The organism is Longimicrobium terrae, assembly GCF_014202995.1.
Classification (GTDB): Bacteria; Gemmatimonadota; Gemmatimonadetes; order Longimicrobiales; family Longimicrobiaceae; genus Longimicrobium; species Longimicrobium terrae.
Genome location: NZ_JACHIA010000006.1, coordinates 162,748 through 179,433, shown reverse-complemented (window position 1 = coordinate 179,433; position 16,686 = coordinate 162,748). Strand labels below are relative to the sequence as shown.

Sequence of the window (16,686 nt, the reverse complement as noted above, 5' to 3'; positions counted from 1 at the left end):
TATGCGCACGCCGCATTCCTGTCCAACCACACGCAAGCCGCGGAACGTACGATGATCGATATCCATCCTGATGCCGAAGCCGCGTCCCGCGCGGGCGCCGAGCGCTTCCGCGACCTGGCGCGCGCCGCCGTGGGTGCCTCCGGCCGCTTCACCGTCGCGCTCTCCGGCGGCACGGCGCCGGAACGCATGTACCGCATGCTGGGCGAAGAGCCGTTCCGCTCCGCCATCCCGTGGGAAGGCGTGCACGTGTTCTGGGGCGACGACCGCTGCGTGCCCCCCGGCCATCCGCGCAGCAACTATGCAATGGCGGACCGCGCGTTCCTCCGCTCCGTTCCCATCCCGCCCGCGAACGTGCACCGCATGCGCGGCGAGCTGCCGCCGGAAGAGGGCGCGCTCCGGTACGCGGCGGAGCTGGAATCCGTGTTCGGCCCCGGCACACCGCGGTTCGATCTGATGCACCTGGGCATTGGCCCGGACGGCCACACGGCATCGCTGTTTCCGTTCGATGAACTGCTGCGCGACCGCGACCGGACCGTGGGCACCGCGCTGTTCCGCGAACTGGGTGAGTGGCGGATCTCGCTCACGGTTCCCGTCATCAACGCGGCGCGGGTGATCGACGTGCTGGCGATCGGTGCGGGGAAGGCGGACATCGTGCGCACCGCGATCCGGGGGCCGCTGGATCCGTTCCGCATCCCCATGCAGCTCATCCGCCCCACCGATGGGGAGATGATCTGGACGCTGGACGAGCCGGCGGGCGCGGGGCTGGAGGTGGGAGGGCGGTAACGCGGGGGAGCGCGCAGGCAGGACAGCGCGTAGAAGGAGAAGCTGCGAGGTTCGAACGGATTTGGCGCATGCTGAGGCACCCCTCACCCCCCAGCCCCCTCTCCCGCAAGCGGGAGAGGGGGAGCCGTTCGGCGCGAGATCATGTCCCGGTTCGCGCCCGACGCCAAGCCCCGAACCGCGCGCGAATCGCGTGGTGCCGGGGTTCCCGCTTTCTGAGCGGCGGATTGATCTTGATTCGCTCAACCCGCCTCGCGCGCGCCCGGCACCTTCCGATTCGTGCCGAACCATTCGCCCCAACAACCCTCCCCCAGTCTTTTTGGGGGGAGGGTGGGCCGGTGGTGCCGGCCCGGGTGGCGGCCGCTCTGGACTTCGCCCTCCGCACCGCTCCAGTCCCCCGCTTTCGCACTCACGCACTCACGCACCCCGCACTCACGCACTTCTTCTCCCCCGGCGGCACGATACTTCCCGCAGGCGCGCGCGAACTCTCCGCCGCATATCACAGGGAAGGCGATGGCTTCCGCGACTCTGTTCCATGACGTCCAGCAGATCCTGACGGCCGAGCACCCGGACCCGTTCCGCGTTCTCGGCATGCACACCGTGTCCCTGGGCGGCGAACTGCGCCTGGTGGTGCGCACTTTTCAGCCCGGCGCCACCGCCGTTTCCGTCACCGACGAGGAGGGCGCGGAGGTCGCCGTGATGGAGTGCGGCCACGAGGCCGGCTTCTTTGAGGCCATCCTTCCCCGCGGCACGTCGGCGTTCCCATACCAGCTTCAGGTCACGTGGCCGGAGGCCGGGGAGCCCGCGCTGATGGGCGACGCGTTCGCCTTCGGCCCGCAGATCGGCGAATTCGACCTGTACCTGATGGCCGAGGGCACGCACCTGCGCCTGTGGGACGTGCTGGGCGCGCATCCCATGACCATCGACGGCGTGCAGGGCGTGCACTTCGGGGTGTGGGCCCCGGGCGCGCGCCGCGTAAGCGTGGTGGGCGAATTCAACCTGTGGGACGGGCGCCGCCACCCCATGCGCCTTCACCCGGCCCAGGGCGTGTGGGAGATCTTCATCCCCGGCGTGCAGGACGAATCGCTGTACCGCTACGAGATCCTGCCGCACCAGGGCAGCGCCTTTCTCAAGAGCGACCCGCTCGCCTTCACGGCGGAAGTGCGTCCCGCCACCGCGTCCAAGGTGGCGGACCTGACAAAGTACGAGTGGAACGACGCGGAGTGGATGCGCAGCCGCCAGGAAGGCGACTGGTGCAACCGCCCCATGTCCATCTACGAAGTGCATCCCGGCTCGTGGAAGCGCGTTCCCGGCGAGGACGACCGGCCGCTCACCTGGCGCGAAATGGCCGTGGACCTGGTGGACTACGTGGCCGACATGGGCTTCACGCACGTGGAATTCCTTCCCGTGATGGAGCACCCGTACGATCCGTCGTGGGGATACCAGGTCACGGGATACTTCGCGCCCACCAGCCGCTTCGGCGGGCCGGACGACTTCCGCTACCTGGTGGATGCGCTGCACCAGCGCGGCATCGGCGTGATTCTGGACTGGGTGCCGGCGCACTTTCCCAAGGACGCCTTTGCGCTGCGCCGCTTCGACGGCTCGGCACTGTACGAGCACGCCGATCCGCGCCAGGGCGAGCACCCGGAGTGGGGAACGCTGATCTTCAACTTCGGGCGCAACGAGGTTCGCAACTTCCTCATCAGCAACGCGCTCTTCTGGCTGGACGAGTACCACGCCGACGGCCTGCGCGTGGACGCCGTGGCATCCATGCTCTACCTCGACTACTCCCGCGGCCCCGGACAGTGGGTGCCCAACCAGTACGGCGGGCGCGAAAACCTGGAGGCCGTCGCCTTCCTCCAGCAGCTGAATACGACGGTCCGCGACCGGCACCCCGGCGCGCTGATGATCGCGGAGGAAAGCACGGCGTGGCCCGGCGTGACGCAGCTGGCGCACCTGGGCGGGCTGGGCTTTCATCTGAAGTGGAACATGGGGTGGATGCACGACAACCTCAGCTTCATGTCGGAGCAGGCCATCCACCGGAAGTACCACTTCAACCTGCTCACCTTTTCGCTGATGTACGCCTTCAGCGAAAAGTACGTGCTGCCGCTGAGCCACGACGAGGTGGTGCACCTCAAGGGCTCGCTGATGGGCAAGATGCCCGGCGACGCGTGGCAGAAGGCCGCCAACCTGCGCCTGATGCTGGGGATGATGTGGGGACACCCCGGCAAGAAGCTGCTGTTCATGGGCGGCGAGATCGGCCAGTGGGGCGAGTGGAACGAGAACCGCTCGCTGGACTGGCACCTGCTGGCGGACCCGCTGAACGCCGGCGTGCAGCGCTGGATGCGCGACCTGAACGCCCTGTACAAGCGCGAACCGGCGTTCTGGGAAACGGACTTCAGCCACGAGGGATTCGAGTGGGTGGACTTCCGCGACGTGGAGCAGAGCGTGCTCAGCTTCGTCCGCCGCGGCGGGGAGAGTGGACATGAGCTGCTCTTCGTGTGCAATTTCACCCCGGTGCCCCGCTACGCGTACCACGTGGGCGCGCCGTCCGCCGGGCGCTGGCGCGAGGTGCTGAACAGCGACGCGGAGCCGTACGGCGGCAGCAACGTGGGCAACGGCGGCGTCACCGAGACGGTGCCGCTGGCGGTGCACGGGCGTGAGCAGGCGCTGCCGCTTACGCTGCCGCCTCTGGGCATTCTGATTCTGCAGCGCGAAGACTGAGCGGATCGCACGGCGATCCGCCCCATCCCGCATATCGAGACCGAGAGACATGGCCAGGAAGACCGGAACCAGTTCGTCCCCCGATCCCAAGGACGCCACCGCGGAAAAGCCCGCGCGCCGCGGCAAGGCTCCGCCCGCGCCCGCGGCGGAAACGGGGCAGGCCGCCGCCGAGCCCACGACGGCGGGCGGAAAATCACCGTCCGCGCGCAAGGCGCCCGCCCGCAAGGCGCCGGGCGCGGGCGTCGCCGCCGCGGATACGCCGGCCGTCGGCGAGACCGGCGCCGCCGCGTCGGAGCCCACCACCGCCGGCGGCAAGGGCCGCCGCGCCGCGCCGGGAACGGGCGTGGCGGAAACCGCGTCCGCCCCCGCCAGGAAGACATTGGCCAAGGCTGGCGGATCGGCTGCGGCCAAGGGCGGCCGTTCGTCCGCGGTGAAGAGCGGCGGACCCGCTGCGGCGACGGCAGACGCCGACGGATCCGCGGCGAAGAAGTCCGCGTCGTCGCCCGCCAAGGGGCGCGGCGGAAAGCGCGAAACGTTCGAGGAAACGGCGACGCGCCGAAAGGACGAGCGCGCCAGGGACCAGCTGGCGGAAGACCTGCGCGCTTTTGCCGGTGCGCGGCCCAGCGGGTGGAACCACGACGACTGGGTCGGCTTTCTGACCGAACTGGCCGCCAAGGGCCACGACTGCAGCGACCCGGAGCAGGTCGGCGCGCGGCTGGAGCGCGAGCGGCTGGCCATGTCGCTGGAGGCCATTCAGGGCGTGGAACACGCCGGCGTGGAGGCGCTGGCCAACCGCTTCCAGACGCTGTGGAGCGCGCGGCACGCTTCGCCCCAGGACATCGCGCAGACGGCGGGGATTCCCCAGCCGCAGGCGGAACGCGTGCTGCACGCGTTGCGCGAACTCTGAGGCGGCGCTTTCCGCATCCGCATCCGCTTCCGCCCACCGGGAGCCGTCCTTTCGGGGCGGCTCCCGGTTTTGCGTTACGCGCCACCGCTTGCGCGCGGGCGGCGGGAGAACGCAGGTTGGGGGGATGAATCCACAACGGACCGTGGTCGCGTATCCTTCATCAGATGGAACGACGCGACCGCCCCGCCCTCCGGCGGACGCACGCGACGCGGACCGGGTTCGCGCAATGGCCGCCGGCGACGAGTCGGCGCTGGGCGAACTGTACGACCGCTGGCACCCCCTGCTGTACTCCCTTGTCCTGAGCATTGTCCGGGACGCCCGCGACGCCGAAGAAGTGCTGGAAGACGCGCTCTGGCAGGCCTGGCGCCAGGCCGCGTCATTCAATCCCTCCCGAGGCGGGGTGGGAAGCTGGCTCACGTCCATTGCCCGCAGCCGGGCGCTGGATCGCGTGCGGGCGCGGCGGCGTGCCAGGGACGAGGTGTCGCTGGATGAGCCGGAAGGCGCGCCCACGCTGGCGTCCGCCCAGCCGGGCCCGGCGGACGACACCGAAGCGGCGGACGTGCGGGTGCGCGTGCAGGACGCGCTGGCGCTGCTGCCCCGGGAGCAGCGGGACACGATGCAGATGGCGTACTTCGGCGGGCTCAGCCAGTCGGAGATCGCCACGGCCACCGGGCAGCCCCTGGGGACGGTAAAGACGCGGATGCGGCTCGCGATGCAGAAGCTGCGCGACACGCTGGCAGTACTTCGGGAGGAAGCGCCATGACCGCGCCGATGACGCATGACGAGATCCGGGACCTGCTCGCGGCCGAGGCCGCCGGCGTCCTGGACCCGGCGGAACGCGCCGCGCTCACGGCCCACCTGGAGGGCTGCGCGGAGTGCGTGGATGAACTGCGGGTCTTGAACGATACCGCGTCGCTGCTGGCGTATTCCGCGCCCGTGGCCGAACTCGGCACCGACGCCTCCGCGCGGATGCGGGCGCGGCTGGTGGCGCGCGCCGCGGCGGACCGCGCGCCCGTCGCGGCCGCGTTCCCCGCGCTTCTGGTGAACGCGATGGCGACGGAGCCGGAGAGCGTCATTCCCATCACCCGCGCGCGCCGCGGCGGGTGGGGCGGATGGCTGGCCGCCGCGGCGTCGCTGCTGCTTCTGCTGGGCATCGGCACGTACGCGGGACGGCTGCGCGCGCGCGTGGCGGAGCTGGAGTCGGCCACGGCGGCGCTGCGGTCCGAGCGCGGGCGGCTGCAGGGGCGCGTGGCGGAGAACGAGCGGACGATGGCCTCGCTCTCCGGCCCGGACGTGCGCGTAGTGACGCTGGCTGGCGGGCGGACGGCGCCGAACGGGCGCATGTTCTGGGATCCGCCCACGGGGCGGTGGACCTTCTTTGCCCACAACCTTCCCGCCGTGCGCCCCGGGCGCGAGTACCAGCTGTGGCTGGTTACGGCGGATCACAAGATCAGCGCGGGCACCTTTCGCCCCGGTCCGCGCGGCGACGCGATGGTGCAGGCGGAGTACAAGCTGGACCCCGCCGCGCTGCAGGCCATCGCGGTGACGGAAGAACCGGCGGGCGGGCTTCCGGAGCCCTCCGGCGACATCGTCCTGGTGGGTGCCACGGCCGGCGGCTGACACCCGGCGGCCCACGTTTCCGTACGCACGCTCCCCGTCCACCGCGGACCGGGGAGCGTCGTGCGTTTCGCTCCGGCGGATGGTAGCGTAATGCGTTCACCGCGGGCCGCATGACGTCGGCGTGGAGATGTTGAAGGAATTTTCCTGTCCTCGTCCCGCCACTCGTGGGAAACGGAACGTCTGATGGAGGAACGCGCGTCGTGACCGGAGCCTTGCTCGTGCTGATGGTGGCGGTCCCGTTTCTGGCGGTCAGCGGGTGGATGGTTCTCCACCGGGCGAGGCCGCGGCGGGAGTGGGTCGCGCGCGTCTGGGTGTCCGGCGGAATGCTGATCGCCGCCGCGGCGGCATGCCTGCTCGATCGACTGGGCGGCGAGGTCGCCGGCGTGCTGATCCTTGCCGGCATGCTGGTTATCCTGCGCGGGTACCGGATGGGGCACGCTTCCGTGGATGAGGTGGGGGCGGGTTGATCGCGTCTCCGTCTCGACGGTGCCTTGTTGTCGGGCGGTCGCGGGTGCGGCGAATCCTCCGCGGAGAAGCGATGAACTTCAGGTAGAGCGATGGACTACGTTCGGTACGTGCTGGTGTACGACGCGCGCTCCGAGGCCCTGATCGACTGGGCCGGCACCGGTGGCATGATGGTCGTCGCGTTCGCCTTCCTGGCGTTTCTGGTGGCCGGGCGCCGCGGATGGCTGGCGGAGTGGCCGGCGGGCCGGCTTTCGCGCGGACAGTTGACCGCGGCGTGCGGGGGCGGGTTTCTGTTCATGCTCATTCTCCTCGTGGCGACGAGCGCGAGCCGGTATCGGGACGTGAGCTCGCTGCGGGCCCGGCTGGCGTCCGGGGAATACGAGCGCGTGGAGGGGCGCGTGGAAAACTTCGTTCCCGGCGACCGCGGCGGCCACCGCGAGGAAAGCTGGACGGTGGTGAGCGGCGGGCGGACGTACCGGTACCGATATGCCCACTCGAGGGATGTACCGGGCTTTCACGCGAGCGCCGGTCCCGTTCGCGCGGGCGCCCGCGTGCGGATCGCGGATGTGGACGGCCGCATCGCGCGGCTGGAGGTTGAAGAACGCCCGCTGCACATCTCGGACTTCTGATCCGCGGGATCACCATCCATCACTCCCCCGCGCTGCCCGACCCTCCCTCGAAACCCGCGACACGCTGGCGTTGAATGCGGCGCCTCCGCATGACGAGACGATCGCCCGCGAGCGGCGGGGCTGGTCATCGCAGATCAGAATCTCTGAGGTCGAGCGCGAAGGTGACGTTCCTCCGAGGCAGCGGCGGCGGTTTTCATCCATCCGGCGGCTCCGGGCGCTGGTTGCTGGCGGAGGTGGATGGTGAACGGCAAGTTGCCCGTCCACCTCATCCCGTCCGGCTGATGACGACCCCGAAGCCTCGTCGACCGCGTTTTGGCGGCTTTCCCAACCCGTGGGCGCTGACCAGGAAAAAGCTCGTTGTCGCGATGCTGGGATGTCTGGCCTTCTGGCAGGCGTGCGGCGTGTACCGCGCCGAATACCGCGATTACGCCGACGTGTTCGTCCGGTACGAGGCCGGCGCGCTGGAGGTCTCCATGGTGGGCGAGTGGAGCGAGCTCCAGAACGGCGACAAAGTGCTTGGGAGCCCGTACTTCCTGCTCGTTCGGTACGTTGACGCTGATCGCGTGCAGGAAGCGGAGCTTCTTTCGCTCACCCTGCGCGAACGGAGCACGGGTGCGGCCGTTCCCCTGCCAGCCGCGCAGCCGGAGTTGTTGATCCCGGTTCCCCCGCCCGGCCAGTTCGGGTTCGGGCCCACCGGACAGGATCCCCTGGCCGTTCCGCCCAACCGGTACGTGGCGTTCAGGTATCACGACCTGCGGTTGAAGTACCAGACGTACGACGTTTCCGGCGTGCTCGTGCTGCGTGGGGCTGACGGGGTGTCCCGGAAGATTCCGTTCAAAGGCTCCCTCGTCCCCCAGCCCCGCAAAGAGCTGCGCAGCGCGTTCGCGGACGGGTTTCTCAGCGTATGAGCCACCTCGCTGCGCCTTTCTGCCCTCCGCGGAGTGGAAACAGGGATGAGGTGATCACGCGGGCGTTTTCCGTCATGCAGCCGGCAGGCGTGTCCATCTTGCAGATCTTCGCCGACGTGTAAAAGAGGCCAGCAGCCGGTAAGCCTTTCCGGGTGGGCGGTTTGTCGTGGCTGGTCCGTCCGGTCGCGGAAAGCGCACGATCGGGACAACTTTCGGGGTTGATGGCGTTCCGGCATCTTTGGCGGCGACGTTTTTCCTCCCCGTGTTCCCCGATTCCACATGCTCCGCAGCAGTACTCCGCCGGACAGCCGTGCGCGACGCGCCGGTCCGGCCTCTTTCCCGTACCGTCCGGCCGGGCGTGCACGCTGGTGCGCGGCGCTCGCCGCCGTGCTGGGCGTCGTGCTCCCACCCGCCGCCGCCGCCCAGACCTGTGCGCCTTCGTACCGCGATCTGACGCAGACCATGTATGCGCAGGTGATGGAGTACGGATACGGCACGCCCCGGGTGGCGGGGGCGGCCGGCTCCGAATACTGGGCGGGCCGTGTGCGGGACGGCATGACGGTGAAGGAACTCGTGTCGGTGCACGCCCACAGCGCCGACTTCCACGCCAAGTTCATCACCGGACGTGCTGCCGCCGACGTGCTGGCGCAGCTGTACCGCCACCTGCTGGCGCGCGACCCGGACGACGCGGCGCAGGGCCTGATCGCCGTGGGGCAGTCCAGCGGGTGGGACGCGGTGATCGACCAGATCATGAACAGCACCGAGTACAACACCCGGTTCGGCCTGTACAGCGTTCCCGGAGACCCGGTGACGGCGTGGGACTGCGCGCGGGCCACCCAGCTCACGGTGGCCCACAACCCGTCGTTCCGCGACGAAACGCAGGGCTCGGCCAACGTGTCGTTCACCACGCCCGCGTACGTGAGCCTGGACCAGCCCCGGTCCCTGAGCTTCTCGTATTCCAGCGGAACGGTGCGGCCCAGCGGGCTGGTGCAGATCGACATGCTCGACAACTCGGGTGACCCGCCGAGCCGCGCATCCATCCGGTTGCAGGTGAACGGCGCCTGGGTCACGCCCGAGACCTTCTACACGGTGGGAACGGGCCCCACGCGGCTGTCGGCGCGGTACGACGCGAGCTCGTACCGCAGTTCCGCCTGGCTGGTGACGGCCGTCGTGCGCAAGTACTGGACGGACGGGCGCGTGCAGGAGCAGACGGTGAACACCCGCGCGTCCATCGTGAACGAGCGGACGAGCATGTTCGGCTCCGGGTGGATGCTGAACGGCTTTCAGCGGCTGACGGACCAGGGCGACGGGGTGTTCATCACCGAGGGCGGTGTGGGGCTGTGGTTTGCCCGGACGGGCTGCGACCCGGACGGAAGCTGCCGGTACGCCACTCCCTCCGGCGACTTCACCACCGTCCGGCTGGACGGCCCCGGCAACGTCTTCCGGCGCACGTACCCGGACGGCTCCGTCGTGCGATTCTCGCGCGCCGGCGCCATGGTGGATGCGTCGGACCGCTTCGCCAACAGCACGGGGTACGGCTACGACGGGGCCGGCAGGCTCACCTCCGTCACCGATCCGGTGGGCAAGGTGACGACGCTCGGCTACACGTCGGCCGGCGTTCTGGACTGGGTGCAGGATCCCATGGGGCGCCGCTCCATCACCAACAGCACCCAGGGCACCATCTGGCGCTGGTGGCAGCCGGACGGTTCGCTTGCGCTGGACATCCACTTCGTGGATTACGACGCGCTGGGCTGGATCATCGACAGCTACTGGGCCGGCCGGACGCAGCGGGCCAACGGCGACCTGGACGTGGCGTGGCGGTTCACGTACGACGCCTTTGGACGCGTGGCCTCGGTAACGGCGCCGCGGGTGACGACCACGGACGCGGGAAGCACCCGGCCGGTGGTGGCGGTCCGTTCGCTGGAGGCCGCGGTGCTGGCGGCCCCGGGCACGGGGAGCGCCACCACGCCCGCCGCGCGCGTGCGCCCCGAGGAGGTGCGGGTGCAGACCACCGATCCCCGCGGCAACATCACGCGCGTGGCGGTGGACCCCTTTGGCGCTGCCCTCAAGATCGAGGAGCCGCTGGGGAGAACGAGCTACATCACCCGCGACCGGCACGGGCGCGTAACCCGCACCGATGAGCCGTCCGGCCACTACCTGACGTACACCTACACCGACGGCAACCTGGTGAAGGCCAAGGACAACGAGGCCGCCACCGAGGTCAACTACGAGTACGAGCCGGTGTTCCACCAGCTGACGCACGTTTCCGGATCGGGGACGACGGAGGCGTGGAACACGTACAACCCGGCCGACCCGCAGCGAAAGCTGCTCACCACCCGCTCGGGCACCGTCACGGCGCCGGTGACAAGCTTCGCGTACACCACCCGCGGGCGAGTGGAAGCCGTCACCGATCCCGAGGGCCACGGCACGTTCCTCACGTACGACCCCGTCACGGGCAACCGCGCCACGACGGCCGTCGGCACGGCGACCGGAACCTACCGGCGTACCGCGTACCGGAACTTTGACCGGTTCGGCCGCGACAGCGCCGGGGCCAGCCCCGGGGGGGAGTGGGTGCAGACGCACTACGACGTCCTCAACCGGGTTACCCGCAGCATCAGCGCGGCCGGCGGGGCGGGCACCGACACCACCACCTACAGCTATCCGACCGCGGTCGCGTACGAACTGCGGGATGCCAAGGGCCAGACCTACCGCTTCAACAGCAACGCCCTGGGATGGACCGTGAGCGAGGTGGATCCGCGCAATCAGACTACCTCGTACGGGTACGACCGGGTGGGCAACGCCACCTCGGTCACCAACCGGCGGGGGCAGGTGGTGGCCGTTGCGTACGACTCGCTCAACCGGCCGTGGGCGCGTACGGCGGACGGGGTGCAGACCACGTATTCGTACGGCGCCAACGACGCGTGGGTGCAGTCTTCCAACCCGGTGAGCACGATCCGTACGGAGCGCGACGCATCCGGGCGCCCCGCGCGGACGCTTACCACGCTGGGCGGCATCACCTACACGGCGGTGTCCCTCTTCAACCTCAAGGGCCAGCGCACCGGCATCGACGTCACGGGGCCGTGGAGCGGGGTGCGCAGCGTGCGCTATGCGTACGGCGCGACGGGGATGCTGGACAGCATCGTCGACTTTTCCGGGCGCACCACCCGCTTCTCGCACAACGACGACGGCCAGGAAACGGGCCGCGTGCTCCCGACCGGCGCCGTGGTGGAGAGCGAGTTCGGCAGCACGCACGCGGGGATCATGACGCGGGTGGACCAGCAGATCGGCCTGACCCGGGGCTACTCGCTGGACACCAACGGCCGGATCGGGAGCATTCTGCGGGAGTACCGCGACCAGTACAGCAACGTGGGGCAGATTGAGCGCACGTTCCAGTACAACACCCGCGGCTTCCTGACCGGGTTCCAGGAGTACAAGTACGCGCCCGGCGGCAGCTGCGCGGGAACCGCGCCGAACCCCGACACCGGCGCGTGCCGGCCCGTTCCGGAGAACGGCACAACGCCGGAACTGCTCGTGTCCGGCGGCTACGACTACGACAGGCTGGGCAACCGCCTGGACGGGGGCGCCGTGATCGACACCGGCAACCGTCTTACGTCCTGGAACGGGTACACGCTTACGTACGACGCGGATGGCAACCTGCTGCAGCGCAGCAAGCCGAATACGCGCACCACGACGCTGCAGTGGAACAGCCTGGGGCAGCTCACGTATGCGTCCCGCACGGGAACGGGCGGGGGCAGCGCGACGTACGCCTACGACCCGGCGGGGCGGCGGGTGCAGCGCACGGACGGCGGCGGGGGGGTGATCCGCACGCTGTACGACGGGGACGACATCCTCATGGAACTGAACGGGTCGGGCAGCCCGGTCCTGGAGTACACATACCTGCCGGGGGTGGACAACCCGCTGAGCGTGCGGTCGTGGGCGGCGGGGCAGAACGGCGCGGCGTACTATTACAGCCTGGAGCAGCCGGGGCACGTGGCGGGGCTCATCAGCACCACGGGGCAGCTGGCGAACGAGTACCTCTATGATCCGTACGGCAACCTGACCTACGCGACGGAGGGCGTGGCGCAGCCGCTGAAGTACGGCGCGCGGGAGCTGGATGCGGCGATCGGGCTGTACTATCTGCGCGCCCGGTGGTACGATCCGGACCTGGGACGTTTCGTGAGCGAGGACCCCATCGGGCTGGCCGGCGGCATCAACCCGTACGCCTACATCGGCAGCAGCCCGACGAATGGCACGGATCCCAGCGGATTGTGCCCAGAGTGCGAGGATGGCATAACCGCTACGGTGCGCGGATGCTCCTATTCGGGGTGGTCACGTGCGGATACCGGAATGTGCCAGCCCACAGACGCTCAGCAATCTCCAGAGTGGATCGCGAACTACATGGAAGCTCTTCAGTCCGCAGGGCGGGGGGCAGCAGGGGGGCGAGGCGGCGGAACTCTAGCACTGACTGTGGGCGCTACGGGTGCATTTTTCCCATTCGGGTATTCAGCCCAGGCTGGTGTAGCGTTCAACAGAAATGGAGATATGAAGATCTTCGCGACGGTTGGACCAGCCATGGGGCTCGGCTTTGCAGCAGGACCACAGCTGGCAATCAACCGCGGATCGCTGGACGATCTTACAAAGAATGTCGACGAGAGTGGTACGTTGACGCTGTCTGGATCGAGTGGCCTGCTCAGCGGTGGCGCTAGCTTTGGGGGGGAACAGGTGATTCAAGGTGTCCAACTGGGAACGAGAGGTGGGTTCGGGATTTTCCAGAGCTCTGTCTTTTTAGGAGGCGGAGTCGTGATCCCACGTGTACCGGTCGGAAGCATCGGGTGCACGCGTTCAGGCCATGGATGCTGAGAAGACCTGATGCAGATGGAAAACGTCATCTTGGGAGCTTTTTTCTTCGCGCTGTTCTTGGGGTTCTGGTGCGAGGTCAAGTGCAGGCGTCGTATGGTGCCAGGGGCGAAGAAGCTGAAGGGTGGTTTTTCGCCTAACTATGGACGACGAGAAGATTTTACGGCTGAGGGCTGGCGCTATCGTAATCTGCTGATCATCAGCCAAGTCGCCGCGGTGTGCTTCGCTCTCATGTTCTGGTTCTCGATGTAGGAGGGTTGGTACCGGCTCTCCGGGTTCGCGGTGCCGCTGGGGAGCGAAGTGGGGCGGAGGAGCCAGCGCAATCGACGCATTAGCCGACTTGGCCGGGAATTTATTCCGGCTGACTCTAACCTTGGCTTATGCAGATCATGTGCGGGCACTCCAGTTGAGCATTGTACCGGGCGAGAGAGTCAATACCCGACGCCCCACTGGCCCATTGGTGCCGAGCAAGAACACGGTCACAGTGCGGAGGCGCCCCGGCTCGAAGTAGCCGGGGCGTTCTCTTTACTCCGAGAACGTGTGAATTTCGCGTGCGGTGGACGCCGGATCACGGCTGTACTATCTGCGCGCGCGGTGGTACGATCCGGACCTGGGACGCTTCGTGAGCGAGGACCCGATCGGGCTGGCCGGCGGCATCAACCCCTACGCCTATATCGGCAGCAGCCCGACGAATGGCACGGACCCGAGCGGGTTGTGCACGCCGAGTTCGGTGAGCGGTTGGAGCGGGAATAATCCCGCTGGCGGAGGACTCCTTCCCATCGTCAGTTTCGTGGCGAGCAGGGTGGTGTGTGACTGGCGGGATCAAGAGGTCAGCATGGACGCCGCGATCGACTTCCTCGGCTGGGGAGGCGGGGGAGGACCGTGGGGAGGCGGGGGAGGATGGACTGGCGGCGGAGCCTCAACCCCGCGATCGGACGGACAGAAGGCTGCCGATGCCGTCCAGTGCATCGCGAGCGGGGCAGAAGTGGAGTACCAGATCGGTACGGTCGCGACGGCCGGAGCCAACGCCGCCTTTGCTGGTGCTGAAGCAACCGTAGACGTACTTTCCGTGAAACTCAGCGCCGACGCGGCAGGCCACTGGGACGCGAAGGTCACGTCGGGCGTCTACGGAAATTTCACGTTGCCGTTGGTGACTGTGAATTGGGGCTGGCGTAGTGAGGCGCGGCGCGGGCAGATGGGGCGTTATCGCTGGGTCGGGGGGCTTCGAATGGTTCAAGTTCCCGGTCGGCGCGAAAGCGGGTCTGCTGGGGGGAATGGGCGCGAGTGCAAATCTAGGCAAAGCCGGCGCGTGCTGGCTCAGGGCGGGCCGATAGAAATGTCCAGAGAACGACTGGTCCTCGCGGCGCGAGCAACTGGCATAGTGTCCGCCGTTCTGTACATCGCGCTTTGTGCTTTCGCAGTGTATGTAGGGCTCCACCCGAAACTCGCGGACGTGTATACGGGTCGGTACGGCGAGCCGGGATGGCAGGCGCCCATCGCGGCAATGTTCCTGCTGCTTCCGCTTTGTGCCGCGGTGCTGTGGCTGGCTCTGGATACCACGATTCCTCCCGGTTCGCGCCGACGGTGGATGGTCATGTTGGTTCTGTTCAACGTGGGCACCGCGATTGTGTTCCTGCTGACACGGCGCTCAGGGCGAAGGTAATCGTCCCCGGCCGGGTTTGAGCGCGCCACCACTAGCCCTGCAGATCCGCCGGTTCGCGTTCTACGCTTGTACCGTGAGGCCAACCATGTCCAGCCGGTGCAAGGGCCCGCCGTCTGCGTGAATGTGCTGCGATGCTGAGCAGTTGTCTGCAAGCGCTGCAACGAGAACTGCGGGGCCGTTCTGGTAACCAAGCCGCTCCCGGCCACGTACGGCCGGGAGCGGCTTGTTCTATCCAGTTCGGTACCTGCTTCTGTTTGGAACGGACAGATTACGATCCGGATCACCCGTTCAGATGAGATGGTGATCCACCTGCGAGTGGTTATTTTCATCTGCCTTCCTCCTGTGGGCGTTCTATCGTACCTGCGCCGTTACCACGGTTGGCAAATGTCAGTAGAGGCTATGCATGGAGTGGCGCCGGATGCCGATCGCTGGCGGCGGATGGCGTTGAAGCTGTTCGTGTTCGCGGTCGCCTGGTGCGGCATCGTCGGCCTGCTGACGGTGGACGACTTTCGGGACCGCTGGCTGCTTCAGGAGCAGGGGGTGCCCGCATCTGGCCGGGTGGTCCGCTACCAGCCCGATCAGCATGGATCTCTGTTGTTCGACTACGAGGTCGCGGGACGAAGGTACCGGTCCGCATCCGCGATCTCGGTGGACGGCCTGCGCCCGCTGGAGAGCTACCGTCCCGGGGAGCCGATCCCGGTGACGTACCTTTTCGCAAAGCCGGAGACCGTCATGCTGGGAACCCCGCCGGGAGGTCTGGAAGCGGAATACCTGCGCATCGTCGGCCTGATCACGCTGGTTCTGGCGGTGATCATCGCCGTGGGACCGCGAACACACCGGTTCTGATCCGGTCAGCACACGGCGTGTTTCGGAGCCGCGGAAGCCAGGGTTTTTCGTGGTGCAGGAGCGATTTTCCATTACGGTAGATGACCCGCTGACCGCCCGCCCTGTGCTCGGCGCGGCAATCGCGTTCCACCGAGGAACACCGTCGATCGCGTCTTCCGCGATACGATGGCGGCGAGACTGCACGATGAGCGACGCTGAAGGGGAGGGGCGGATGGCCGAGATCCACGCCCGTCTGCTCGGCCTGTGCGCGCGCGCGCTGGACGCGGCGCTGCCGTACGCGGAGATCTCCGCGGCGTTCCCGCCGCCTTTTCTCGATGGAGTCCCGTTCTACGATGACGTGCTGACGGACCTGCGGTACGCTGTGCAGCACGTGCCCGGCCGGGGATTCTCGCGCGAGATCGACTACGGGGAGTGGTACGCGTCGGAGATGCACCACATGCTGTATCTGGACATCCAGTTGATGCGCTCCGGCCTGAGCGCGGCGGAGATGTCGCGCATCCGCGATCCGCTGATCGAAGATCCGCGCTTCACGCCGGAGATGGCCGACGCACGTGTCGCCAAGGCGGTTGCGGCCGCGTCCTGAACCGCCCATTGTGGGGCGCAAAGGAAGTCCCGCTGTCGCCCCTCTCCATCGAGTGCTCCATCAACAGCCTCGCGATCCAGCACGGGGGATGTTGTCGAATCGTGCCGCAGTGCCGAATTTCAACCATCTGGATCGGACACGGATGAACCGACCTCTCATCTCCATTGCGGCGGCGATGCTGATCGCATCTGCTGCGTGCGCACCTGCTGCCGCTCCCGCGACGGCACCGCAGGCAGAGGCATCGGCTCAGCCGCCGCAGCCGCTGGTGTTCTTTGATTACGACCTCTCGGTCTGCGTCGTGGAGCATGGCGCGTTTCGGCAGGTTCCGATCAAGTACAACATCCGCACGGGCGACAGCACGTACAACGGGCAGTCGTTCGGGCAGGTGTTTCCGGTGAGCGGCGAGTACGCGGCGGCGACGCAATGGTACGTCGACAATGAGGTCGTTCTGTGGATGAGCACGCGGTACGTGAAGTACGGCCGCCCGCGGGAACTGGGCCCCACGGACGTGACCCGCGTGGGTGAGTTCCGCGGCGTGAGCGTGTTCGTGGAGACGGGCGTGACGGGCAGGCCGTACGTGATCTACCTGCCGGTACGGCCTACGTGCGAGTTCCATCCCTACGAGGTGACTGAACACGGCAGCGCCGTACGTGGCGGATAACGATTCCAATCGACACGGGAGAAACGGAAAGGAGAGGGGCGCC

General features: G+C 68.0%; 14 protein-coding genes. All 14 read left to right on the top strand.

Going from position 1 to position 16,686, the window contains the following annotated elements; all coding sequences use genetic code 11:
- The first annotated feature begins 51 nt into the window (after positions 1–51).
- The 14 genes from pgl to HNQ61_RS12405 all read left to right on the top strand — a co-directional run bounded on the left by pgl (position 52) and on the right by HNQ61_RS12405 (position 16,643).
- Positions 52–783, top strand: coding sequence for a 6-phosphogluconolactonase (gene pgl, locus HNQ61_RS12470; RefSeq protein ID WP_170033345.1), 732 nt, complete (start codon positions 52–54; stop codon positions 781–783).
- 510 nt (positions 784–1,293) lie between these two features.
- A complete protein-coding gene (gene glgB, locus HNQ61_RS12465; protein ID WP_170033343.1) occupies positions 1,294–3,504 on the top strand; it encodes a 1,4-alpha-glucan branching protein GlgB in 2,211 nt (736 codons plus the stop codon).
- Between the two features lie 49 nt (positions 3,505–3,553).
- On the top strand, positions 3,554–4,411 hold the full coding sequence (locus HNQ61_RS12460) for a hypothetical protein (protein WP_170033341.1): 858 nt from the start codon (positions 3,554–3,556) through the stop codon (positions 4,409–4,411).
- A 226-nt stretch (positions 4,412–4,637) separates the two neighbouring features.
- Positions 4,638–5,174, top strand: coding sequence for an RNA polymerase sigma factor (locus tag HNQ61_RS12455; protein ID WP_170033339.1), 537 nt, complete (start codon positions 4,638–4,640; stop codon positions 5,172–5,174).
- Positions 5,171–6,031: an anti-sigma factor gene (locus tag HNQ61_RS12450; RefSeq protein ID WP_170035898.1), complete on the top strand. Its 861-nt coding sequence runs from the start codon at positions 5,171–5,173 to the stop codon at positions 6,029–6,031. The genes HNQ61_RS12455 and HNQ61_RS12450 overlap by 4 nt, the downstream gene beginning before the upstream one ends.
- Before the next feature lie 200 nt (positions 6,032–6,231).
- Positions 6,232–6,498: a hypothetical protein gene (locus tag HNQ61_RS12445; RefSeq protein WP_170033338.1), complete on the top strand. Its 267-nt coding sequence runs from the start codon at positions 6,232–6,234 to the stop codon at positions 6,496–6,498.
- Between the two features lie 90 nt (positions 6,499–6,588).
- Positions 6,589–7,125 carry a hypothetical protein gene (locus tag HNQ61_RS12440; RefSeq protein ID WP_170033336.1) on the top strand — a complete coding sequence of 179 codons (537 nt, stop codon included), beginning with the start codon at positions 6,589–6,591 and terminating at the stop codon, positions 7,123–7,125.
- A gap of 161 nt (positions 7,126–7,286) precedes the next feature.
- Positions 7,287–8,033: a hypothetical protein gene (locus HNQ61_RS12435; RefSeq protein WP_170033334.1), complete on the top strand. Its 747-nt coding sequence runs from the start codon at positions 7,287–7,289 to the stop codon at positions 8,031–8,033.
- A 279-nt stretch (positions 8,034–8,312) separates the two neighbouring features.
- Positions 8,313–12,893, top strand: coding sequence for an RHS repeat-associated core domain-containing protein (locus HNQ61_RS12430; protein WP_170033332.1), 4,581 nt, complete (start codon positions 8,313–8,315; stop codon positions 12,891–12,893).
- Positions 12,894–12,902: 9 nt separating this feature from the next.
- A complete protein-coding gene (locus tag HNQ61_RS12425; RefSeq protein ID WP_183685663.1) occupies positions 12,903–13,142 on the top strand; it encodes a hypothetical protein in 240 nt (79 codons plus the stop codon).
- 304 nt (positions 13,143–13,446) lie between these two features.
- Entirely contained in the window at positions 13,447–14,553 is a 1,107-nt protein-coding gene (locus tag HNQ61_RS12420) for an RHS repeat-associated core domain-containing protein (RefSeq protein WP_205761326.1), read from the top strand.
- Positions 14,554–14,991: 438 nt separating this feature from the next.
- Positions 14,992–15,399, top strand: a complete 408-nt coding sequence (locus tag HNQ61_RS12415) for a DUF3592 domain-containing protein (protein WP_170033328.1) — start codon at positions 14,992–14,994, stop codon at positions 15,397–15,399.
- Positions 15,400–15,583: 184 nt separating this feature from the next.
- Positions 15,584–15,982 (top strand): hypothetical protein, encoded by a 399-nt coding sequence (locus HNQ61_RS12410; RefSeq protein WP_170033326.1) that lies wholly within the window; start codon positions 15,584–15,586, stop codon positions 15,980–15,982.
- Between the two features lie 142 nt (positions 15,983–16,124).
- On the top strand, positions 16,125–16,643 hold the full coding sequence (locus HNQ61_RS12405) for a hypothetical protein (protein WP_170033324.1): 519 nt from the start codon (positions 16,125–16,127) through the stop codon (positions 16,641–16,643).
- Positions 16,644–16,686: the final 43 nt, after the last annotated feature.